The organism is Agromyces ramosus (genome assembly GCF_004216665.1).
Taxonomy (GTDB): Bacteria; Actinomycetota; Actinomycetes; order Actinomycetales; family Microbacteriaceae; genus Agromyces; species Agromyces ramosus.
Window position 1 is genome coordinate 1,033,062 of the sequence record NZ_SGWY01000001.1, and the last position, 20,993, is coordinate 1,054,054.

At 73.1% G+C, this 20,993-nt stretch carries 19 protein-coding genes; 11 read left to right on the top strand and 8 right to left on the bottom strand.

Features of this window, described 5'->3' with window-relative positions:
• Window positions 1–48: 48 nt before the first annotated feature.
• The gene (locus EV187_RS04855; protein WP_130351842.1) at window positions 49–1,566 is read left to right on the top strand and encodes a deoxyguanosinetriphosphate triphosphohydrolase family protein; all 1,518 of its coding nucleotides are present in this window, start codon (window positions 49–51) and stop codon (window positions 1,564–1,566) included.
• A 21-nt stretch (window positions 1,567–1,587) separates the two neighbouring features.
• On the opposite strand, the gene EV187_RS04860 is transcribed toward EV187_RS04855, so the two are convergent.
• The gene (locus tag EV187_RS04860; RefSeq protein ID WP_130352254.1) at window positions 1,588–4,608 is read right to left on the bottom strand and encodes a hypothetical protein; all 3,021 of its coding nucleotides are present in this window, start codon (window positions 4,606–4,608) and stop codon (window positions 1,588–1,590) included.
• Window positions 4,609–4,738: 130 nt separating this feature from the next.
• Between EV187_RS04860 and EV187_RS04865 the strand changes: the two genes are divergently transcribed.
• Together EV187_RS04865 and EV187_RS04870 are read left to right on the top strand one after the other, a co-directional pair.
• Window positions 4,739–7,018: an esterase-like activity of phytase family protein gene (locus EV187_RS04865; protein ID WP_130351843.1), complete on the top strand. Its 2,280-nt coding sequence runs from the start codon at window positions 4,739–4,741 to the stop codon at window positions 7,016–7,018.
• Window positions 7,019–7,120: 102 nt separating this feature from the next.
• Window positions 7,121–8,338: a pyridoxal phosphate-dependent aminotransferase gene (locus EV187_RS04870; RefSeq protein WP_130351844.1), complete on the top strand. Its 1,218-nt coding sequence runs from the start codon at window positions 7,121–7,123 to the stop codon at window positions 8,336–8,338.
• 132 nt (window positions 8,339–8,470) lie between these two features.
• Here the strand turns inward: EV187_RS04870 and EV187_RS04875 are convergent, their stop codons facing one another.
• The 4 genes from EV187_RS04875 to EV187_RS04890 form a co-directional block, all read right to left on the bottom strand.
• Window positions 8,471–8,650 (bottom strand): CsbD family protein, encoded by a 180-nt coding sequence (locus EV187_RS04875; protein ID WP_130351845.1) that lies wholly within the window; start codon window positions 8,648–8,650, stop codon window positions 8,471–8,473.
• Between the two features lie 153 nt (window positions 8,651–8,803).
• On the bottom strand, window positions 8,804–9,151 hold the full coding sequence (locus tag EV187_RS04880; protein WP_130351846.1) for a YciI family protein: 348 nt from the start codon (window positions 9,149–9,151) through the stop codon (window positions 8,804–8,806).
• A 1-nt stretch (window position 9,152) separates the two neighbouring features.
• Complete coding sequence (locus tag EV187_RS04885) at window positions 9,153–9,494, bottom strand: YciI family protein (RefSeq protein WP_130351847.1); 342 nt, start codon at window positions 9,492–9,494, stop codon at window positions 9,153–9,155.
• Window positions 9,495–9,589: 95 nt separating this feature from the next.
• A complete protein-coding gene (locus EV187_RS04890; protein WP_130351848.1) occupies window positions 9,590–10,525 on the bottom strand; it encodes a LysR family transcriptional regulator ArgP in 936 nt (311 codons plus the stop codon).
• Window positions 10,526–10,598: 73 nt separating this feature from the next.
• Between EV187_RS04890 and EV187_RS04895 the strand changes: the two genes are divergently transcribed.
• The 8 genes from EV187_RS04895 (at window position 10,599) to EV187_RS04930 (ending at window position 18,758) form a co-directional block, all read left to right on the top strand.
• A complete protein-coding gene (locus EV187_RS04895) occupies window positions 10,599–11,333 on the top strand; it encodes a LysE/ArgO family amino acid transporter (RefSeq protein WP_130351849.1) in 735 nt (244 codons plus the stop codon).
• 166 nt (window positions 11,334–11,499) lie between these two features.
• Window positions 11,500–11,931, top strand: coding sequence for a YciI family protein (locus EV187_RS04900; protein WP_130351850.1), 432 nt, complete (start codon window positions 11,500–11,502; stop codon window positions 11,929–11,931).
• A complete protein-coding gene (locus EV187_RS04905; RefSeq protein ID WP_130351851.1) occupies window positions 11,928–13,226 on the top strand; it encodes an RNA polymerase sigma factor in 1,299 nt (432 codons plus the stop codon). The genes EV187_RS04900 and EV187_RS04905 overlap by 4 nt, the downstream gene beginning before the upstream one ends.
• A 99-nt stretch (window positions 13,227–13,325) precedes the next feature.
• On the top strand, window positions 13,326–14,258 hold the full coding sequence (locus EV187_RS04910) for an ABC transporter ATP-binding protein (protein WP_130351852.1): 933 nt from the start codon (window positions 13,326–13,328) through the stop codon (window positions 14,256–14,258).
• A gap of 122 nt (window positions 14,259–14,380) precedes the next feature.
• Window positions 14,381–15,184, top strand: a complete 804-nt coding sequence (locus EV187_RS04915; RefSeq protein WP_242609475.1) for an ABC transporter permease — start codon at window positions 14,381–14,383, stop codon at window positions 15,182–15,184.
• Window positions 15,185–15,227: 43 nt separating this feature from the next.
• On the top strand, window positions 15,228–16,439 hold the full coding sequence (locus tag EV187_RS04920; protein ID WP_130351854.1) for a sensor histidine kinase: 1,212 nt from the start codon (window positions 15,228–15,230) through the stop codon (window positions 16,437–16,439).
• The gene (locus EV187_RS04925) at window positions 16,436–17,074 is read left to right on the top strand and encodes a response regulator (protein WP_130351855.1); all 639 of its coding nucleotides are present in this window, start codon (window positions 16,436–16,438) and stop codon (window positions 17,072–17,074) included. The genes EV187_RS04920 and EV187_RS04925 overlap by 4 nt, the downstream gene beginning before the upstream one ends.
• Before the next feature lie 73 nt (window positions 17,075–17,147).
• Window positions 17,148–18,758: a bifunctional phosphatase PAP2/diacylglycerol kinase family protein gene (locus EV187_RS04930; RefSeq protein ID WP_242609436.1), complete on the top strand. Its 1,611-nt coding sequence runs from the start codon at window positions 17,148–17,150 to the stop codon at window positions 18,756–18,758.
• A 40-nt stretch (window positions 18,759–18,798) separates the two neighbouring features.
• Here the strand turns inward: EV187_RS04930 and EV187_RS04935 are convergent, their stop codons facing one another.
• From EV187_RS04935 to EV187_RS04945, 3 genes are read right to left on the bottom strand one after another with little or no spacing between them, the layout of a single operon-like run.
• Entirely contained in the window at window positions 18,799–20,034 is a 1,236-nt protein-coding gene (locus EV187_RS04935) for a UDP-N-acetylmuramate dehydrogenase (protein WP_130351856.1), read from the bottom strand.
• Window positions 20,034–20,462 carry a MaoC family dehydratase gene (locus EV187_RS04940; RefSeq protein WP_130351857.1) on the bottom strand — a complete coding sequence of 143 codons (429 nt, stop codon included), beginning with the start codon at window positions 20,460–20,462 and terminating at the stop codon, window positions 20,034–20,036. The genes EV187_RS04935 and EV187_RS04940 overlap by 1 nt, the downstream gene beginning before the upstream one ends.
• The gene (locus EV187_RS04945; protein ID WP_130351858.1) at window positions 20,462–20,908 is read right to left on the bottom strand and encodes an FAS1-like dehydratase domain-containing protein; all 447 of its coding nucleotides are present in this window, start codon (window positions 20,906–20,908) and stop codon (window positions 20,462–20,464) included. Before EV187_RS04945 ends, EV187_RS04940 begins: the two co-directional genes overlap by 1 nt.
• Between the last annotated feature and the right edge of the window lie 85 nt (window positions 20,909–20,993).

The window sequence follows — 20,993 nt, forward strand, 5'->3', positions numbered from 1 at the left end:
AGTCCCGGCGCGGCCTCCGTCGCCGGCGGCTCGACGAACGGGGTCCGGATGGTGCCAGAGCGGGCGGCGCGCCGCGTCGTCGAGCCGCGCAGCAGCGTTGAGGTCACCGGCGAGCACTCGCAGTTCCGGCTCGACCTCGAGCGGATCCGGTTCTCCCCGTACTTCTCCCGCCTGTCCGCGGTGACCCAGGTGATCGCGCAGCCGGGCGCGGGCCCGCTGATCCACAACCGACTCACCCACTCGATCAAGGTGACCGCGGTCGCGCGGGCGATCGCGGTCGGACTGACGGATGCCGCATCCCCCGCGTACGCGCTCGCCGTCGAGCACGGCTGCGACGCCGTCGTCGTGCAGGCCGCCGCGAGCGCGCACGACCTCGGGCACCCCCCGTTCGGCCATGTCGGCGAACGGGTCCTCGACCGGCTCGCCCGCGAGACGCTCGGACTCGCCGACGGCTTCGAGGGCAATGCGCAGACCTACCGGATCATCGCCACGCTCGATGTGACCGGCGACGCCCCGCACGGGCTCAACCTCACGGCCGCCGTCCGGGCGGCGGTCGCGAAGTACCCGTGGACCCGGTTCGTCGATGCCGCCGCCCTGGGCAGCGGCCCCCTGCCCCGCGGGATGCGGCGCGTCGACGGCGGCGTGGAGGTCGCGAAGTTCTCGGCCTACGACCTCGACGCCGCCGACCTCGCGGAGGCACGCCGGGGACTCCCGCCGCTGGTGCAGTCGCTCGAGTGCTCGATCATGGACATCGCCGACGACATCGCGTACTCGATCCACGACGTCGACGACTTCTACCGCGCGGGCCTGCTGAGCCAGGGCGCGGTGGCGCGGGAGTTCCGGGGCTGGGTCGAGGGGTCGGGCGAGCTCCGCGGCGTCGACGACGACGACCTGGTGCTCCGCTCCGCTCCCCCGGGCTCGGCCCTCGAGGCGCTGCGGCGCAAGCTGCATCGCAGCGACGCATGGGTGGCCGACGACGACGCGTTCGCCGAGGCCGTCGACGTGGTCGCCGACGACCTCGTCGACGGACTCCTCGCGATCCCGTTCGACGGTTCGATCGCCTCGGAGCGCGCGCTCTCGTCGTTCACGAACGGCTGGATCAGCCACCTGCAGACGTCGGTGGTCCCCGCCCCACCCGACGAGGCGCGCACCGGCACGGTCACCCTCGACCGGCTCGCCTGGCACGAGGTGGAGGTGCTGAAGTTCGTCCATCGCCACTTCATCCTCGACCGGTCCGACGTCGTGATGTACCAGCGCGGGCTGAGCCGAGTGCTGACCCGCGCGGTGAAGGGCCTCACCGCCTGGGTCACCGACGACCTCGACCGCGAGCGGGTGCCGCAACGCCTCAAGGAGCTCGTCGAGCTCGCCGCCGACGGCTACGCGAGGGTCCGGGCTGCCAAGCCCGATGGGGTGCCGATCCCCGACGCGGGCGACGTCCTGCGGCTCGGGGTCGGCCGTGGCGTCGTCGACTACGTCGCCTCGCTCTCCGACGACCAGGCCCTGGCGGTCTCCGAGGCGATCGACGGCCGCCCCGACCGGCTCTGGGACATCGGGCAGAACCTCTGACGCAGTCGCGATACGTCGGACTCAGGCGGGCGAGGCGCTCCCGCGCGCCCGGCCGCGCAGCCCACCGAGGGCGACGACGAGCAGGCCGACCAGGATGAGCACCACCCCCGCGATCGCGGCCCACCACGCGGCGTCGGCGGGGATGTCGAGGTACACGCTGATGCCGAGGATCCGCGAGAGGCCCCACGGCAGGAGCGCCATCTCGTCGTTCCACGCCGTGAGCGCCGACTCGAGGCCGATGAGGCCGATGAGGCCGCCGAAGACCGCCAGGACCGCTCCGATCGCGGCGACGACGGCGCCGACCGCGCGGAGCACGCCGAGCCGGGCGGCCAGCGCCCAGGCGCCCGCCACGAGCACCCAGCCGAACGCGGCGAAGGCGATGGTGACGTACGCGGACCGAGCGAGCGGGTCCGTCCAGAAGTGGAACCAGTACCCGCCGGGTCCCGTCGGGGAGAGCACGACGAGGAGCAGCACGACCCTCAGGATGGCGGCCCCGCCGACCGCGGCGAGCACGGGCCACGCCGACCGCCGCCCGAGCGCGAGGAGCAGCACGAGCACGAAGACCAGCCACGCCCCGAGCGTCACGAGCAGGTGCGACGGCGCGAGGAACCAGGTCTGGATGCTGCGGCTGGCGACGAGCGCCACGGCGGGTACCGCGACGAGCAGCACCCGATCGGCGCGGCCGAGTCCCTCGGTCACGTCGGCGGCGCGCCACGGCCGGGTGGCCGCCACCCAGAGCGCACGCGCGGCGCCGGCGCCCGGCCATCCGGCTCGGGCGGCTCCGGACGCGATCCCGTAGGCGACCCACGCCGCGAGCAGCACGAGCAGGATCCGCGCGGCCCAGGCCATCGGCAGGTCCCGCTCCGCGCGCGCGACGCCGAGCTCGGCGGCGGTGAGGTTGTAGGCGGGATAGGACGGGTCGCCGGCGTACGCGGCCACGTGCGCCGCGGCGGATGCCTCGAACGCGCGCCGCGCGGCATCCCACCGCTCGTGCGCGGCGGGGTCGCCGGTGTCGTGCCACTCGGCCTGGCGGAGGAACATCTCGCGGTCGTCGCCGAGCATCGCGTACGTGGACGCCTGGTAGTCGAGGGTGTCGAGGAACGCCGTGCGGAGCGCCGGATCGCGCCAGCTCGCGGCATCCGTCGCCTCGATCGCCGCGCGCATGCGCTCGACCGCCGCGATCGCCCGGTCGCCGCCGGCGATCGCCTCGTCGAGCTCATCGCGGCTGATCTCGTAGATCACGTCGAGCACGGCGCTGTCGCCGGTGACGATGTCCCACTCGAAGATCCACATCATCGGCGGCGGCTCGAGCCCGATGGCGAACACCCGCCGATCGGCGAACGGGCCGATGTAGAGACCGTCGGTGATCGCGGCGCGCGACCTCGACATCGCCTCGGAGATCGCCCGCACCGTCGCGGGGTCGTCGGAGAACCAGCGGCGCGCCCAGTCGGCGGTGATCGCGGCGGGGTCGGCGTCGGGGTCGCGGGCGAGCCGCACGGCGAGCTCGGTGTTGAGCTCGTAGAGCTGCCAGAAGCCCGCCTTCAGCTCGAGCGAGAGCGGGCCGGCGCGCCACGGCCCGCCGTCCTGCGTCCAGGTCCAGATGCCCTCGACGTGGGGGTTCGCGGCGATGAAGCGTTGCAGCGCCTCGCGGTAGAGCACGCCGAGGTCGTTCGGGAACGCCCCGAAGTTCTCGAACTCGCGCCGGCTCTGGAACTCCACGATGCGGCGCTCGTCGCCGATCTCGAGGGTGTGGTTGAGCGGGAGGTGACTGTAGAAGTCGCCGAGGGTGTACTTCGTCGAGACGATGAGCGCATCGGAGTCGATCCCGTCGAGCACGGCCTCGTACGACGCGTCGTTCGTGTGCATGTCGCCGACGGCGCCGACGCCGACGCTCCAGGTGCGGAAGATCACCTCGCGGTCGACGCGCTCCGCCTGGGCGGTGAACGCGGTGAGCATCGCGCGCACCGAGTCCACGCTCGTGACGGCGAGATCGGAGTAGTAGTCCCAGCCGGGGAGGTCGTACACGCGTCCGGCCTCGCCGATGCGGACGAGCACCCCGTCGACGTACGGCATCGACGCGTACAGCTCGTCGAGACCGGCGGCGTAGACGTCCCAGAAGGCGGGGTCCTCGGTGCCGAGGGAGCCGAAGCGCTCGACCAGGTACTCCTCGAGCGGCGTCGTCAGCGCGAGCATGTCGGTGCGGAAGTAGACATCGAGGCCGACGTCGTGCGCGTACTGCCACATCGGCCCGAACGCGTCCTGCATCGCGATGGCCCGGGCGACGTGCGCGTCGTCGGGGCCGTACACGTCGTCGCCGTCGCCGACGCCCGAGAACGTGAGGTACTCGATGAATCCCGGAATGGCGATGGCGTTGTAGCCCTCGGCGAGCGCGTGGCGCACGTACACCTCGAAGTCGGCGCGCGCGACCTCGAGCGCCGCCTCGTCCACGTAGGGGGCGTCGGCGAGGATGACGTCGGCGAAGGCCTTGGAGTTGTGCGAGTAGTCGTCGCCGGCCGTCCAGGCGGTCTCGTCCACCGCGACGCCGACGGCACCGAGGTCGACCATGCGGAACCCGAGCCGGGAGTCCACCGTCTCGCCGAGGTGCTCGTCGACGGCGCGACCGTCGCGGGCGGCGGCCGCGAGATCGTACACGCCGAGCACGGCGCCGGCTTCGGATGCCGCGACGATGCGCAGCGCGTCGGGCGAGCCCTCCACCCGGTAGGACTCGTCGTCATCGGGACCGTCGCCGGCGACGACCTCGATGGCGGCCGTGCCGTCGGTCGCGGCGGCGTCGGCGACCGCGTCCCGCAGCTCGGAGACGGCGAGGTCCATGCGTGCGGACGTCGGCGCGACCACCTCCGTGAATGCCGGCGGTGCGATGGTGGGCGTCTCGGGCGCGGCGACGAGCGTCTCGGCCGGGATGTCGGCGGGCTCGCTCCGGATGCCGAGCTCGTCGCCGAGCACGACGGCGACGCCGGCGCCCAGCGCCACGAGCACCGTGAGCGCGACGCCGGCGAGTACACCCCGTCGGGTTCGCGCCATCACGTGGAGCAGCGTAGCAAGAGTGGGACAGATGTCCCACTCTGTGCCCCACCTGTGCGTTCACCGAGCGGCCGCGGTGACGTCGCCTCCCGGCCACCTCGAGGTCGGATGCCGCCGATTGGCTCGCGCCATGAGCCGAAACCGAACACGCAGCGCCCTGCCGCGCCTCCTCGCACTGACCGCAACGGCGGCCGCCACGGCCGCCATCCTCGTCCCCGCACCGGCCATGGCCGCCGGAAACGGCGCGTCGGAGGGCACCTCGCAGTCGCCCTTCGTCCAGGCGTTCGAGCCGACCCTCGTCGCCCGCGCGACGCTGTCCGCCGATCACCTGGAGCCCGGCCCGGCATCGGGTGCGCTCGCCTCGCCGGCCAACGGTCGCACGGGCCCATGGGCCGGCCAGGTGATCCCCGGCTTCTCGGCCGCGATCGACAACGGCGACGGCACGTTCTGGGCCCAGCCCGACAACGGGTTCGGCACGAAGTCGAACTCCGCCGACTTCCTGCTGCGCAACTACCTGGTGCGCCCGGCCTGGCAGACCGCCGACGGTGGCGACGGCTCGATCGTCGTCGAGCGCTTCATCTCGTACAACGACCGCAACGACGTGCTCGACTTCCCCGTCGCGAACGAGGGCACGCCCGACCGCCTGCTCACCGGTGCCGACTTCGACATCGAGTCGGTCGTGCGCGCGAAGGACGGCACGTTCTGGGTCGGCGAGGAGTTCGGCCCGTTCCTCCTCCACTTCGACGCCGAGGGCACGCTGCTCGAGAAGCCGTTCTCGCTCACGGGCGCCAAGTCGCCGCAGAACCCCTACCTCCAGGCGGGCGAGACGCCGCGCGTACGCGCCAGCCGCGGGTTCGAGGCGCTCGCGGCATCCGTGGACGGCCGCTACCTCTACCCGGTGATCGAGGGCTCCTACGCCGACGACGCCGACCTGCGGCGCCGCGAGATCCACGAGTTCGACACCCGCCGCGGGGAGTACACCGGTCGCACGTGGAGCTACCAGGCCGACCAGGAGGCGAACGTCATCGGCGACGCCTTCACCGTGCGCAACGACGTGCTGCTCCTCATCGAGCGCGACGACTTCGAGGGCGCGCAGTCGGTGACGAAGCGCGTCTACGAGGTCGACCTGCGGCGCGCCGACGCGCAGGGGTACCTCGAGAAGACCCTCGTGCTCGACGCGCTGCGCATCGCGAACCCCGACGGCATCGGTGCGGGCGACGGCTACGGCACCGGGGCCGTGTTCTCCCTCCCCGTGCAGTCCTTCGAGACCGTGCTGCAGCTGAAGGACGGGAACCTGCTCATCGGCAACGACAACAACTTCCCGGGCAACGACGCACGCATCCCGGGCACGCCCGACGACACCGAGTTCGCCGTCGTCGACCTCGACAAGGTGAAGATCGAGCCGTCCGACGTGACCCTGGTCGGCCACCGGGGCGCCAGCGGCCACCGCCCCGAGCACACGCTCGCGTCGTACGAGACCGCCATCGTGCAGTGCGCCGACTACATCGAGCCCGACGTCGTCTCGACGAAGGACGGCGTGCTCGTCGCCCGCCACGAGAACGAGATCAGCGGCACGACGGATGTCTCCGCCCGCGCCGAGTTCGCGCCGCGGAAGGCGACCAAGGTGATCGACGGCGTGAGCGTCACCGGCTGGTTCGCGGAGGACTTCACGCTCGCCGAGCTCCGGACGCTGCGCGCGAAGGAGCGGCTGCCGATCACCCGCCCGTCGAACACGGCCTTCGACGGGCTCTACCAGGTGCCGACGCTCGACGAGGTCATCGACCTCGCCCGGCACTCGGTGAGCTGCGACGGGCGACAGGTCGGCGTCTACCCCGAGACGAAGCACCCGACGTACTTCGACTCGATCGGACTCTCGCTCGAGGAGCCGCTCGTCGCCGCCCTGCAGGCGAACGGCGTCGACCGCGCCGACGCGCCGGTGATCGTGCAGAGCTTCGAGGTCGGCAACCTGCGCGAGCTCGACTCCCTGACCGACGTCACGCTCGCCCAGCTCGTGAGCTCGTCGGGTCGTCCGTACGACTTCACCGCAGCCGGCGACCCGCGCACCTACGCCGACCTCGTGACGCCTGCCGGCCTCGCCCAGATCGCGACCTACGCCGAGGGTGTCGGGCTCGAGAAGTCGGTCATGATCCCGCGCACCCCGGCCGGCACCCTGGGCGCGCCGAGGCCGGTGATCGCCGACGCCCACGCGGCGGGGCTCACGGTGCACGGCTGGACGTTCCGGCTCGAGAACCAGTTCCTGCCGGTCGAGTTCCGCTCGTCGAGCGACCCGAACGCGCCCGGCGACCTGGCCGGCGAGCTGCAGGTGTTCGTCGACGCCGGCATGGACGGCGTGTTCAGCGACCACCCCGATGTCGCCGTGACGATCGACACGGTCACCGCCGAGGGCTGACGCGGGACCATCGTCCCGACGAGCGGGCGGATGCTGCGGCATCCGTCCGCTCGTCGCGTGGAGGCCGTGCCACGCGGCATCCGCTCGCCCTAGGCTGTGAGGGTGACCGAGAAGCCGCGCCTGTCCGCCCGAATCGCCGCCATCGCCGAGTCAGCGACCCTGAAGGTCGATGCGAAGGCGAAGGCCCTCCAGGCCGAGGGCCGCCCGGTCATCTCGTACGCGGCCGGCGAGCCCGACTTCGCCACGCCCGAGTACATCGTCGAGGCCGCGCTCGCGGCCACCCGCGACCCGAGGAACTACCGCTACACGCCCGCGGCCGGCCTGCCCGAGCTGCGCGAGGCGGTCGCCGCGAAGACCCTGCGCGACTCCGGCCTCGAGGTCGGCGCCGGCCAGGTCGTCGTCACCAACGGCGGCAAGCAGGCCGTGTACCAGGCGTTCCAGGTGCTGCTCGACGAGGGCGACGAGGTGCTCGTGCCGACGCCGTACTGGACCACCTACCCCGAGGCCATCAAGCTCGCCGGCGGTCGCCAGGTCGATGTCTTCGCGGGTGCCGACCAGGGCTACCTCGTCACGATCGAGCAGCTCGAGGCGGCGCGCACCGACCGCACCAAGGTGCTCCTCTTCGTCTCGCCCTCGAACCCCACGGGCGCCGTCTACGCGCCCGAGCAGGTGAAGGCCATCGGGGAATGGGCGCTCGAGCACGGCATCTGGGTCGTGTCCGACGAGATCTACCAGAACCTCACCTACGCCGACGACGAGGACGGCGTGCCCCCGCGTGCGGTGTCGATCGTCGAGGCCGTGCCCGAGCTCGCGAACCAGGCCATCCTCGTCAACGGCGTCGCGAAGACGTACGCGATGACGGGATGGCGGCTCGGCTGGATGGTCGGCCCGAACGACGTCATCAGGGGCGCGGCGAACCTGCAGTCGCATCTCTCGTCGAACGTGTCGAACATCTCGCAGCGCGCCGCGATCGCCGCCCTCACGGGCCCGCAGGACGCCGTCGAGGAGATGCGCCGCGCCTTCGACCGCCGCCGCCGCACGATCGTGGCCGAGCTCTCCAAGATCGAGGGCGTCACGGTGCCGGTGCCGCAGGGCGCGTTCTACGTCTACCCCGACGTCTCCGGCCTGCTCGGCCGCGAGTGGGGCGGCGCCACCCCCGCCACGTCCCTCGAGCTCGCCGACCTCATGCTCGAGCAGGCCGAGGTCGCCGCCGTGCCGGGCGAGGCGTTCGGCCCCAGCGGCTACCTGCGCCTGAGCTACGCGCTCGGCGACGGCCCCCTGCTCGAGGGCATCCAGCGCCTGCAGCGCCTGTTCGGCTGACGCCGGGCGACGGATGCCGCGGCTCGCGGCAACGCCCGTGCGCTGCTGCGCCGACGGCCGACACGGCGACGCCCGCGCCACGAACGAATGCGTGGCGCGGGCGTCAGTACGACTTCGGTCGTGCCGGAGCCGTCAGCGGTCGTCGCGGAAGGCGTCCTTCACGTCCTCGGCGGTGTTCTTCATGTCCGCCTTGGCCTGGTCCATCTTGCCCTCGGCCTCGAGTCGCTCGTTGTCCGTGACCTTGCCTGCGGCCTCCTTGGTCTTGCCCTTGAGGTCTTCGGCAGTGTTCTCAATGCGGTCGTCGACACCCATCGTCGAACTCCTTCCTGGGCGTGGCGGTCTGCCGCGCTCTGGTTCCAGTGAACGCCCGACGAAGCCGGAGCGGCAGGGGGTTGCAGGGCGCGGAGCGAGGCGCTAGACGCGTCGTGCGTCCATTCGAGCGCGCGCGTCCATTCGAGCGCGCGCCTACTCGTCGGCTGCGCCGAGCGGCCAGGCACGGCGCACCTCGATGCGTCCGGCCCGGGCCATCGGATGCCGCGACGCGATCCCGATCGCCTCGTCGAGGTCGGCGCACTCGATCACGTCGTAGCCCGCGATCCACTCCTTCGACTCGGTGAACGGCCCGTCGGTGACGATCGCGTCGCCGCCACGCACGCGGACCGTCCTCGCGTCCTCGGGCGGCCGGAGGCGATCCCCCGCGATCGACGCGCCACGAGCCGCCACCTCCGCCACCCACTCGTCGATCGTGAGCCCGCCGGGTTCCGCGCCGGGCCGCGCCTCGGGGTCCGTGGCGATGAACAGCATGAACTCCATGTCAGGCCCCGATCCCGAGCGGCCAGACCGGTCGGAGCTCGAGCGCGCCGAACCGAGCCAGCTGGTCGTCCCGTGCGATCGCCTCCGCCTCGGCGAGGTCGGCCACCTCGAGCAGGCAGTAGCCGGCGATCCACTCCTTGGACTCGGTGAACGGCCCGTCGGTGACGATGACCTCGCCGCCCCGCACGCGCACGGTCTTCGCCTCATCGACGGGGCGCAGTCGCATGGCGCGTTTCAGCACGCCGCGCTCGGCCATCACCCGGTCCCACTCGGCCACCGCATCCTGGTCGACGTCGCTACCGTCGATCCCGGGGTCGGCCACCACGAACATCATGATCTCCATCGAATGCTCCTCTCGCGCACACGTTATGCCAGTGCGACGAACGGCGGCGCGCGTGTTCGACATCCCCGGCCGATCGGCCGACCCGACCGGGCCCTTCAGGTGCGCAGTGCCTCGCGGGCCTCTGCGATGACCGCGTCGGCGATCACGTCGAGCAGCGGTGAGCGCAGGTTCCACTGCTGCCAGTACAGCGGAACGTCGATCGGGGCGCCGTCGAGTCGCACGAGGTCGCCTCGCCCGAGCTCCGCATCCGACTGGAACGCCGGCAGCATGCCCCAGCCGAGCCCGAGCTTGATGGCCACCGCGAAGTCGTTCGACGCGGGTACGTAGTGCCGGGGCGGGGCGTCGGGGTCGACCCCGGACGCGGCGAGGTGGTCGCGCTGCAGGTCGTCGCGGCGATCGAAGTCGACCACCGGGGCACGGGCGAGCGGATGCGTCGGCGTCGCCGCCGTGACATCCGTGCTCCGGGCTTCGGGCCGGTCGCCGGCGAGCGCGAGCGACCAGTGCGCCGCGAACGCCCGCGTGGCCACGGCCGTGTACCGCATGACGCCGAGCGGGCGCACGAGGCATCCGGCGACCGGTCTCGCCTGCGACGTGACGGCGCTCGTCACCGTGCCCGACTCGAGCAGGCCCGCCGTGAAGTCCTGGTCGTCGCGGTGCAGGTCGAAGACGACCGGATGCCGCGGGGCGACGCGCGCGAGCGCGGGCAGGAACCAGGTGCCGAGCGAGTCGGCGTTCACGGCGATCGCGACCGAGACCGGACGATCGGGCGCCGCGTCGACGCCGAAGGCGGCGAGCGCGTCGTGCTCGAGCAGGGCGAGCTGGCGTGCGAGCCGCACGACGGCGGCACCCGCCTCGGTCGCCTGCGCCGGCTTCGACCGCACGACGAGCACGCGCCCGAGCCGCTGCTCGAGGCTCTTCACGCGTTGCGAGACCGCCGACGGCGTGATGCGCAGCCGCCGCGCCGCCGCATCGAACGTGCCCTCGTCGATGACGACGGCGAGCGTGCGGGCGAGGTCGAGCGGGATGTCCATCTGAAGCGATACTAATGCTGCTGAAGAATCTTGAGCTGGATTGTCGGCGCCGACCGGGCCTAGCGTCGAAGCCGTGTCACTCCCGTCCCTGCTCGCCGGCCTCGGCCTCGGCTTCTCGCTCATCATCGCCATCGGGGCGCAGAACCTGTTCGTGCTGCGACAGGGCATCCGGCGCGAGCACGTCCTCGCGGTCGCGGCCATCTGCGCGCTCAGCGACCTCGCGCTCATCCTCGTCGGCGTCTCGGGCATCGGCGCGGTGCTCCAGGCGGTGCCGTGGCTCGTCGAGGTCATCCGGTGGGCGGGCGCGGCGTTCCTCGTCGGGTACGGCCTGCTGGCCGCCCGACGCGCGCTCCGGCCGAGCGGCGAGGCCCTCGTCGCGGCCGAGGCGGCGGCTGGTGCGCCCGGGCGGGCCGATGCCTCGACGGGGACACTCGCGGCATCCGGAGGCGGTGCGGCATCCGCAGGCCGCGGGGTATCCGGAAGCGGGATCGCGACCGCGACCCGCGCGGCCCGCAGCACCACGCTGCTCGCGGCGGTGCTCACGTGCCTCGCGCTGACGTGGCTCAATCCGCACGTGTACCTCGACACCGTGTTCCTGCTCGGCTCGGTCGCGAACACGCACGGCGACGGACGCTGGGCCTTCGCGGCCGGCGCCGGCGCCGCCAGCATCATCTGGTTCTTCGGCCTCGCCTACGGCGCGAGGCTCCTCGGCGGCGTGCTCGCGAGCCCGAAGGCGTGGCGGGTGCTGGACGGCGGGATCGCCGTCGTGATGATCGCCCTCGGCGTCTCGCTCGTGCTGCCGCACTGAGCCAGCCGACCGGTTCCGGCATCGCCGGTTACCCGGCGGGGTGCGGCATCCGCCCGGAACCGGCCGATGCGGTTTCGCGGGAATCGCCCGCGAGCTGTCGAAACGCCCTTCCCCTGTTCGTCGTGCCTGCATACCGTGTGGAACAGCGATCCGAGGAGACACCCTGATGCGATACATGATGTTCGTGGCGACCGATCCCGAGGCCGAACCGTTCGTGGCCGAGGAGGACGACATCGCCGACTGGGCCGCCGACGTCGACGCGCGAGGCGTGCACGTCTTCGGTGAGCGGCTCCGGCCGGTGCAGGATGCGACGCTGGTGCGCGTGCGCGGTGGCGAGCTCCTCGTGACCGACGGGCCCTTCACCGAGTCGAAGGAGTGGATCGCCGGGTTCGGCGTGCTCGACTGCCGCGACCTCGACGAGGCGATCGAGATCGCACGGCGGCATCCGATGGCGCGGTTCGGACGCATCGAGCTGCGGCCGATCTGGCCGCTCGACGTCGCGGAGGATCCGACGGCCCGCGAGGAGCGCGAGGCCGCCGACCGCGGCCGGCGCACCGAGCCCTCGGTGGGACGCTCGAACCCGGACCGCACCGGATGACCGACCCCGACGCGGGCGCCGCAGCGGATGCGGCCGCGGATGCCGCCGCCGCGGTCGCCCTCGCCTACCGCGAGGAGTGGACGCGCATCGTCGCGACCCTCATCCGCGCCACCGGCGACTGGGACGTGGCGGAGGACGCGACGGCCGACGCGTTCGAGCGGGCGGCGCTCCGATGGGAGTCCGAGGGCGTGCCGCGCACGCCCGGGGCATGGCTCACGACGGTGGCGAAGAACCGAGCGCTCGACGTGCTGCGGCGCCGAGGCGTCGAGACCGGCAAGGTCAGGGAGTGGATGGTGATGGACGAGCTGTCGGGCGGTGGCGCGTCCGACGACCCCGGTGAGCTGGCGGCCGCCGAGCCCGAGTGGGACGACCGGCTGCGACTCGTGTTCACCTGCGCGCACCCGGCCCTTCCGATCGAATCCCGGGTGGCGCTCACCCTGCGCACGGTGGGCGGCCTCGACACCGGCGAGATCGCGCGCGCCTTCCTGGTGCCGGAGTCGACGATGGCGCAGCGGCTCGTGCGCGCCAAGCGCAAGATCCGGCACGCGGCGATCCCCTACCGGGTGCCGGCGGGCGACGAGCTGCCCGAGCGGCTCGGCGGCGTGCTCGCCGTGCTCATGCTCGTGCACAACGAGGGCTACCTCGCCTCGTCGGGCGATCGCCTGCTGCGCCTCGACCTGCAGGAGGAGGCCATCCGGCTCGCGCGGCTCGTCGTGGAGCTGCTGCCCGACGCCGACGAGGCCCGGGCCCTGCTGGCGCTCCTGCTGCTGCAGCACGCGCGCTCGGCCGCGCGGGTCGACGCCGACGGCGAGCTCGTGCCGCTCGACGAGCAGGACCGCTCGCGATGGAACCACGCCGAGGTCGCCGAGGGGCTGGCCCTGCTGGCGAGCCCCTCGAGCGAACCCGGCACGATCGGCGTCTACCGCGTGCAGGCCGAGATCCAGGGCGTTCACGCACGGGCACGCACCGCCGACGACACCGACTGGGCGCGGATCGTCGGCTGGTACGACGCGCTGCTCGCCGCCTCCCCATCGCCGGTCGTCGAGCTCAATCGCGCGGTCGCGCACGGCCTGGCCGGCGACACGGAGCTCGCGCTCGCGGAGCTCGACCGGCTCGAGGCATCCGCTCGCCTCGGCGATCACCACCTGCTGGCGGCGGCCCAGGCCGACCTGCTGCGGCGGACCGGTCGCCCGGCGGACGCCGCCGCCCGCTACCGGGACGCGATCCGGCTGGCGCCGACCGGGCCGGAGCGGCGGTTCCTCGAGCGCCGGCTCGCCGCGCTCGACGGAGGCTGAGGGGCGCGCGGCCGCCACCGGCATCCACCGATCGGTGGAGGTCGGAATCGACCGCACGGGGGCTGCCGCCAGTCGTCGCGAACCGGCAGGCTCGGCAGCATGGACACGACAGCGCCCGACTCGGGCACCACCTCCGCCGGGCTTCCCGCCGACACGGATGCCGCGGTGCGGATCCGCGGGCTGCGCAAGGCGTACGGCGACGTCGTCGCCGTCGACGGCATCGACCTCGACATCGCCCGCGGCGAGACCTTCGCCCTGCTCGGCCCGAACGGGGCCGGCAAGTCGACGACCGTCGAGATCCTCGAGGGCTACCGCCTGCGGAGCGCGGGCGAGGTGAGCGTGCTCGGCATCGATCCCGCCCACGGCGACCTCGACTGGAAGGCGCGGCTCGGCATCGTGCTGCAGTCGGCGACCGAGTCGGGCGTCTACACGGTGCGCGAGCAGCTGACCCACCTCGCGGGGTTCTACCCCGATCCGCGCGACGTCGACGAGGTGATCGCCGCGGTCGGCCTCGTCGCGAAGGCTCGCACCCGGGTGTCGAAGCTCTCGGGAGGCCAGCGCCGACGGGTCGACGTGGCCCTCGGCATCATCGGCCGCCCCGAGCTGCTCTTCCTCGACGAGCCCACCACCGGGTTCGACCCCGAGGCCCGCCGCGAATTCTGGAAGCTCATCCGCGGCCTGAAGGCCGAGGGCACGACGATCCTGCTCACCACGCACTACCTCGACGAGGCCGCCCAGCTCGGCGACCGCGCGGGGATCATCCTCGGCGGACGACTCCTGGACGTCGGCCTCGTCGACGAGCTCGGCGGCGCATCGGCCCGCGTGCCCATCGTGCGGTGGCGGGAGTCCGACGGCACGCCACACGAGGCACGCACCGAGCGGCCCGCCGAGTTCGTGGCCTCCGTCGTGGCCCGGCACGGCGGAGAGCCCGACGCGCTCGAGGTGATCCGCCCGAGCCTCGAGGACATCTACCTGCAACTGGTGCACTCGGCCGGGGCCGAGGCGCACGACGACGAGGAGGCGCTCGCATGAGCGACACGACGACCACGCCCACCACCACGACAGCCGACGCCCGCCGTGCGGATGCGCCGGCGCACGCCATCGGCACCCGCGGCACGCGCCGCGGCGGCGCCGACGGCGGGAACCGCCCGGGCATGCTCCGGGTCGGCGTCTCGCGCATCGGCTTCGAGACGAAGGGCTACTTCCGGTCGCCGGATGCCGTCTTCTTCACGTTCCTCTTCCCGCTCATCATGCTCGGCATCTTCACCGCGGCGTTCAGCGCCTCGGGCGACATCGTGCCCGGACCGGGCATGGAGGGCGTGTCCGTCGGCGCCTACTACCTCCCCGGCATGCTCGCCGCCGGCATGCTGCTCTCGGGCGTGCAGAACCTCGCCGTCGACATCGCGACCGAGAAGGGCGACGGCACGCTGAAGCGGCTCGGCGGCACGCCGCTCTCGCCGGTGTCGTACTTCCTGGGCAAGATCGGCCAGGTCTTCGTCACGGCGGTGCTGCAGGCGGCCCTGCTGCTGCTCGTCGCCGGAACGATCCTCGGGATCGCGCTTCCGACGACGAGCGAGGCGTGGCTCACCTTCGCCTGGGTGTTCGTGCTCGGCGTGGCCACCTCCGCGCTCTGCGGCATCGCCCTCTCGGCGGTGCCCCGCAGCGGCAAGAGCGCCACGGCCGTCGTGATCCCCATCGTGCTGGTGCTGCAGTTCATCTCGGGGGTGTACCTGCAGTTCTCGCAGCTGCCCGAGTGGATGCAGAACATCGCTAGCCTGTTCCCCCTGAAGTGGATGGCGCAGGGCATGCGCGCGGTCTTCCTGCCCGACGACTTCAAGGTGCTCGAGCAGCACGGCGAATGGGACCTCGGGTGGGTCGCGATCGCCCTGGTCGCCTGGCTCGTGATCGGGCTCGTCGTGAGCCGGCTGACCTTCCGGTGGATCCGGCGCGACGCCTGACGGGGCATACCGGCGGCCGGGGCCGTCGTGAGAAGGTGACCTCATGCTGAGCGTGCGATGGTGGGACCTCGCGGCGATCGTCGTCGCGAGCGTCCTCGTCGTGCTCACCCTCACCGAGCCGCCCTACGGGGTCAACGAGGTCGGCGCCTGGGCCGCGGCGGGCGCCTTCCTCATCGTCTACTTCGCCTACGCCCGCCGATTCATCGACGGTGCGCCGATGCGGCACCACCTCGTGATCGCGTTCCTGTTCGCGGCCGTCCTCGCGGTGGGCACCGCGTTCGAGCCGGCGTTCGCCATCCTGCAGGCGTTCCTCTTCCCGTTCGTGTGGACGACCGCACCGAACGTCAGGAGCGCCCTCATCGCGAACATCGCCCTCGCGGTGGCCATCGTGATCGGTTACGGGGTCCGGTTCGGGCCGGCCGGGACCCTCACCGGGTTCGGCGTCGCGGTGCTGTCGGTCGGCTTCAGCATCGCCCTCGGCCTGTGGATCACGCGGATCGCGCGCTACGGCGAGGAACGGGCCAGGCTCCTCGACGAGCTGCAGGCCGCGCAGGGCCAGCTCGCGGCGATGCACCGCGAGGCGGGGGTGACCGACGAGCGGGGGCGCCTCGCCCGCGAGATCCACGACACGATCGCGCAGAGCCTCACGGGCCTCGTGATGGTGGCGCAGCGGGCGGGCAACCGGCTCGCCGGGGTCGACGGCGAGGCCGCGGCATCCGCGCGCAGCGATATCGAGCTCATGGAGCAGATGGGACGCGAGGCGCTCACGGAGGCGCGCGGGCTGGTCGCCTCGCTCACGCCGGTCGAGGCCGACGCCGGGCTCGCCGAGGCGCTGCGGCGGCTCGCGACGTCGTTCGAGCGCGAGACCGGGGTGGCGGTCACGGTGACCGCGGATGCAACGGGGCTCGACCGCGAGCTCGAGGTCGTGCTCCTCCGCTCGGCCCAGGAGGCGCTCGCGAACGTGCGAAAGCACGCGAAGGCACGGTCCGCGACAGTCTCGGTGACGGCGGCGGGCGACCAGGTCGTGCTCACGGTCGCCGACGACGGCATCGGCCCCGGCGACGTCGTGCCGGGCGAGCACGGGTTCGGCCTCGCCGGCATCCGCGACCGCGCCGCCCTCGTCGGCGGCTCGTTCGAATTCGGTCCCGGAGCCGAGGGCGGCTCGAGACTCCGGGTCGTCGTGCCGCGAGCGGATGCCCCGCCTCCGCATGCGCACCCGCATCCGCGTCCGCATCCGACGGGAGGCACCGCGTGACCGACCACATCCGCATCGTCGTCGCCGACGACCACCCGATCGTGCGCGCCGGCATCGTCGGCCTCCTCGAGCAGGCGCCCGGGATCGACGTGGTGGGCGAGGCCGCCGACGGCGCGGAGGCGGTGAAGCTCGCGGCATCCGAGCACCCCGACCTCGTGCTCATGGACCTGCGCATGCCCGGCGTCGACGGGGCGAGCGCGACCGCGAGCATCGTCGCCGCCGGCCACGGCACGCGCGTGCTCGTGCTCACCACGTACGAGACCGACGACCACATCCTCGCGGCCATCGAGGCCGGCGCGAGCGGCTACCTGCTGAAGGCCGCCCCGCAGGCGGAGATCCTCGCGGGCATCCGGGCCGTCGCTGCCGGCGAGACGGTGCTGGCGCCGTCGATCGCGGCGAAGCTCGTGTCGCGCGTGCGCGCCGACGCGACCACCGTGGCGCCGCCCGCGCTCTCGCCGCGCGAGCACGAGGTGCTCGCCCTCGTGGCCGAGGGCCGCTCGAATCCCGAGATCGCGCGCACGCTCTACATCGGCGAGGCCACGGTGAAGACCCACCTGCTGCACGCATTCGAGAAGCTGGGCGTGAACGACCGCACCCGCGCGGTCACGCGCGCCATGGAGCTCGGCCTGCTCTGACCCGCGCCTATCGGCTCCGGCGGCGCAGCGCAACGGCCTGACACGGGCGGCGCCGCGCCCCTACGCTGGCCGCGTGGTCTTCACGAGCGTTCGCGTCGCGGTCCGGCGCACCCGGATCCTCCCGAAGTGGGTCCGACGAGCGGATGCCGCGGCGGGCCGCGCCGTGAACCGGCGCCATACCCACCCGCACGTCGACGCCTTCTGGTCGCGGCTCACGGGGTTCGCGGACAACGGCGTGCTGTGGTGGACGCTCGCCGGCGTGCTCGCCGTGACACGCCGACGCCGCGCCTCCGTGCGGGGCCTGCTCTCACTGCTCGGGGCGAGCGCCCTCACCAACCTCATCGCCAAGCAGGTCTTCGGCGGCGATCGACCGCTGCTCGCCGACGTTCCCATCGGGCGACGCCTGGCGAAGCATCCGACCACGCCGTCGTTCCCGTCGGGACATTCGGCGAGCGCGGCGGCCTTCGCCACGGGCGTCGCGCTCGAGCAGCCGCGGATCGGCGCGGCGATCGCGCCCGTCGCCCTCGGCGTCGGCTACTCGCGGATGCACACCGGGGCGCACTGGCTCTCCGACGTGGTCGGCGGCCTCGCCCTCGGCGCCGCGGTCGCCGGCGTCGGCGCACTCGTCGTGCCGCCGAGGCCGGGAACGCCTGAGGCGCCGAAGCCGACCGGGGTGGACCGCCGACTCCCTGCCTCGTCCGACGGCGCCGGGCTGTTCATCGTCGTCAACCGCGCCTCGGGTACGAGCGTCGTGCGGGCCGATCCGCTTCCCGTGATCGCCGAGCGCCTGCCGGCCGCGGAGGTGCACGTGCTCGAGGAGGACGAGTCGCCCCGCGAGGCGGTGCGCGCCGCGCTCGCGCGCCGCGACCGGCCGCGGATCCTGGGGGCCTGCGGCGGCGACGGCTCCGTCGCCGCCGTCGCCCACGAGGCCGTCGCCGCGGGGCTCCCGCTGCTGGTCGTGCCCGGCGGGACGTTCAACCACTTCGCCCGCACGGCCGGCGCGGCATCCGTCGACCTGGCCATCGACGCCCTGCAGCGGGGCGAGGGCGTGCGGGCGGATGTCGCGGAGCTCGCGTTCGGGGACGACGACCCGATCACCGTGCTGAACGCCGCGTCGGTGGGCATCTACCCCGACTTCGTCGCCGTGCGCGAGCAGCTCGAGGAGCGCTGGGGCAAGTGGCTCGCCGCGATCGTCGCGGCGAGTCGGGTGCTGCGCCGTTCGGAGCCGGTCACCGTCGTCGTGAACGGGCGGCGGGCCCGCGTGTGGACCCTCTTCGTCGGCGTCGGCCGCAACGACCCGGGCACCGCAGCGCCCCTGCAGCGGCGGCGGCTCGACGGGGGCGTGCTCGACGTGCGGATCCTGCATGCGGAGTCCCGCGCACGTGCGGTCGCATCGCTCGCCTTCGGGAGACGCACGAGCGCGGTGTTGCGCGCCCTGCGGCTGCTCCCCCGGCGCATCGAGTCCTTCACGGCCGAATCGCTCGACGTCGTCGTGCGACCCCGACAGGGTCAGCCGCCGGGATTCGCGCACGACGGCGAGGTCGCGATCGCGGCGCCCGCGGAGGCCGCGGCGGCGTATCCCGCGCCCGGCTACCGCACGACCGTCCGCATCGCGCCGGAAGTGCTCGACGTGTACCGGCCGGCCACCGGTGGCGCCGAGGCCGAAGGGCCGGGCGGCCGCTGAGGATTGCCCGGCGAGATCGCCGAGCTCGGCTGTGGGACGGCTACAGCTCGACCCCCACGAGCATCGGCTCGGGCTGCAGCAGGATGCCGAACTCGGCCTGCACGCGGCTCCGCACGAAGCGGGCGAGCTGCGCGATCTCCTCGGCCGAGGCGCCGCCGCGATTCGTGATGGCGAGCGTGTGCTTCGACGAGACCGCGGCGCGGGAACCCGGCAGGGCGAACCCGCGGCGGATGCCCGACTTCTCGATGAGCCACGCGGCCGAGAGCTTGACGAGCGGCGCGGCGGGCGCGGCATCCGGAGCGGTGCCGGATGCCTCGAGCGACGCTTGGTGCGCGAGGAACTGGTCGAGGGGCGACTCGTCGACGCCGCCGACGAGCGGCGTGATCTCGTCGGCGGCCTCCTCCTCGAGGTACCAGCGCGGCGCGTCGCCGGGCAGCGTGCGCGCCACGCGCTCGGTGACGATGGGGTTCGTGAAGAACGAGCCCGCGCTCACGGAGTCGGGGTCGGCCGGATCGAGCACCATGCCCTTCGACCGACGCAGGCCGAGCACGCTCTCGCGCACCCGGAGGATCGGCACCCGGTCGCCGAGGTTCACGTGCAGGGCGTCGGCGAGCTGCGCGTACGCGATCGGCTGACCGAGGGCCTCGCCGAGCACGGCGCGCTCGAGCGCGGTGTCGTGCAGCTCGAACTCGACCGAGACCACGACCCCGCGCAGGCCCCGCTTCAGCACCGACGTGCGATACCCGAGCTCGAGCTCGTCCGCGCCCATGCGGCGCGGCGCATCGGCCCCCTCGTCGAGGAACTCGATCGCGACGAGCGTCGCCTCCAGCTCCTGCCCGTAGGCGCCGATGTTCTGCACGGGGGCGGCGCCGACCGACCCCGGGATCCCCGAGAGCGCCTCGAACCCCGAGTACCCGTGTTCGACCGTCCACGCGACGAGGTCGTCCCAGTTCTCGCCGGCCTGGACGCGCAGGCGAACGGATGCCGTGCTCCCGGCGCCGTCGGTGCCCTCACCGAGCGCGCCCGCGGCCGCGCCGTTCCCGCGCGCGAGGACCTCGATGCCCTTCGTGGCCACCCGGATCACGGTGCCGTCGAAGCCCGCGTCGCCCACGAGCAGGTTGGAGCCGCCGCCGAGCGCCAGCCACGGCTCGCGCGCGTCCCACGCCTCGCGCGCGAGGTCGACCAGGTCGCGCTGGGTCGTCGCGGTGACGAGCCGGCCGGCCGGACCGCCGACCTGCAGCGTCGTGAGCTCGGAGAACGGGATGTCGTGCGCCATCAGTCGAGCGAGACCCGCGCCTGCGCCTTGCCGAGCACGGTCTCCTCGCCGACCTTCACGGTGAGGTCGATGCGGGCAACGCGAGCCTCCGCGTCGAGCTGGCCGACCTTGGCGACCACCGAGACGACGGCGCCGACCTTCGCGTCGACCACGACGGGGCGGGTGAAGCGCACCCCGTAGTCGACGACGCGACCCGGGTCTCCGACCCAGTCGACGACCGGCTGCACGGCGAAGCCCATGGTGAGCATGCCGTGCGCGAGCACGCCCGGCAGCCCGACCGCGTGCGCGACGTCGTCGCGGTAGTGGATCGCGTTGAAGTCGCCCGAGGCGCCCGCGTAGCGCACGAGCGAGTCGCGCGTGAGCGGAAACGACTGCTCGGCGACGATGTCGCCGACGGTGAGGCCGTCGAAGGCGGGCGTGCCGGGCATCAGTCCTCACCTCGCACCACGAGCGCCGAGATGGCGGTCACGACATGGGCCCCGGAGGCATCCGTGATGGCCGACTCGGCGGTGACGATCGAGTGGCCGCCGAGCGTCTTCACGCTCGACACGGTGAGCGTAGGCGTGAGCAGGTCCCCGGCGACGATCGGCCGACTCGAGACGAACCGCTGGTCGCCGTGCACGACGCGCGAGAAGTCGATCCCGGCGTCGGGCTCGGCGAGCAGCTGCGCGAGCGTGTGCTCCTGGAGGACGACGGCGAAGGTTGGCGGCGCGACGACGTCGTCGTAGCCGGCGGCCCTCGCCGCGTCGAGGTCGTGGTTGATCGGGTTCGTGGCGAAGACGGCACGGGCGAACTCGCGCACCTTCTCACGGCCGACGAGATAGGGCTCGATGGGCGGGAAGACCCGCCCCTGCAGCTCGGGGTTCACTGGCACCCCGACAGTCTATGCGGCGGCCTCGCGGCGGCAGGGGGTCGCGAAGCGGCCGACGGATGCCGCGGCGCACGCCCGCGGCATCCGT

Coding starts and splice junctions, on each gene's coding strand:
- EV187_RS04875 (WP_130351845.1), bottom strand. CDS start 8,650: ATGGGTGTCGACGACCGCATTGAGAACACTGCCGAAGACCTCAAGGGC.
- EV187_RS04915 (WP_242609475.1), top strand. CDS start 14,381: ATGCTCCGGGTCGGCGTCTCGCGCATCGGCTTCGAGACGAAGGGCTAC.
- EV187_RS04860 (WP_130352254.1), bottom strand. CDS start 4,608: ATGGCGCGAACCCGACGGGGTGTACTCGCCGGCGTCGCGCTCACGGTG.
- EV187_RS04910 (WP_130351852.1), top strand. CDS start 13,326: ATGGACACGACAGCGCCCGACTCGGGCACCACCTCCGCCGGGCTTCCC.
- EV187_RS04900 (WP_130351850.1), top strand. CDS start 11,500: ATGCGATACATGATGTTCGTGGCGACCGATCCCGAGGCCGAACCGTTC.
- EV187_RS04885 (WP_130351847.1), bottom strand. CDS start 9,494: ATGGAGATCATGATGTTCGTGGTGGCCGACCCCGGGATCGACGGTAGC.
- EV187_RS04920 (WP_130351854.1), top strand. CDS start 15,228: ATGCTGAGCGTGCGATGGTGGGACCTCGCGGCGATCGTCGTCGCGAGC.
- EV187_RS04935 (WP_130351856.1), bottom strand. CDS start 20,034: ATGGCGCACGACATCCCGTTCTCCGAGCTCACGACGCTGCAGGTCGGC.
- EV187_RS04865 (WP_130351843.1), top strand. CDS start 4,739: ATGAGCCGAAACCGAACACGCAGCGCCCTGCCGCGCCTCCTCGCACTG.
- EV187_RS04880 (WP_130351846.1), bottom strand. CDS start 9,151: ATGGAGTTCATGCTGTTCATCGCCACGGACCCCGAGGCGCGGCCCGGC.
- EV187_RS04905 (WP_130351851.1), top strand. CDS start 11,928: ATGACCGACCCCGACGCGGGCGCCGCAGCGGATGCGGCCGCGGATGCC.
- EV187_RS04940 (WP_130351857.1), bottom strand. CDS start 20,462: ATGCCCGGCACGCCCGCCTTCGACGGCCTCACCGTCGGCGACATCGTC.
- EV187_RS04890 (WP_130351848.1), bottom strand. CDS start 10,525: ATGGACATCCCGCTCGACCTCGCCCGCACGCTCGCCGTCGTCATCGAC.
- EV187_RS04855 (WP_130351842.1), top strand. CDS start 49: ATGGTGCCAGAGCGGGCGGCGCGCCGCGTCGTCGAGCCGCGCAGCAGC.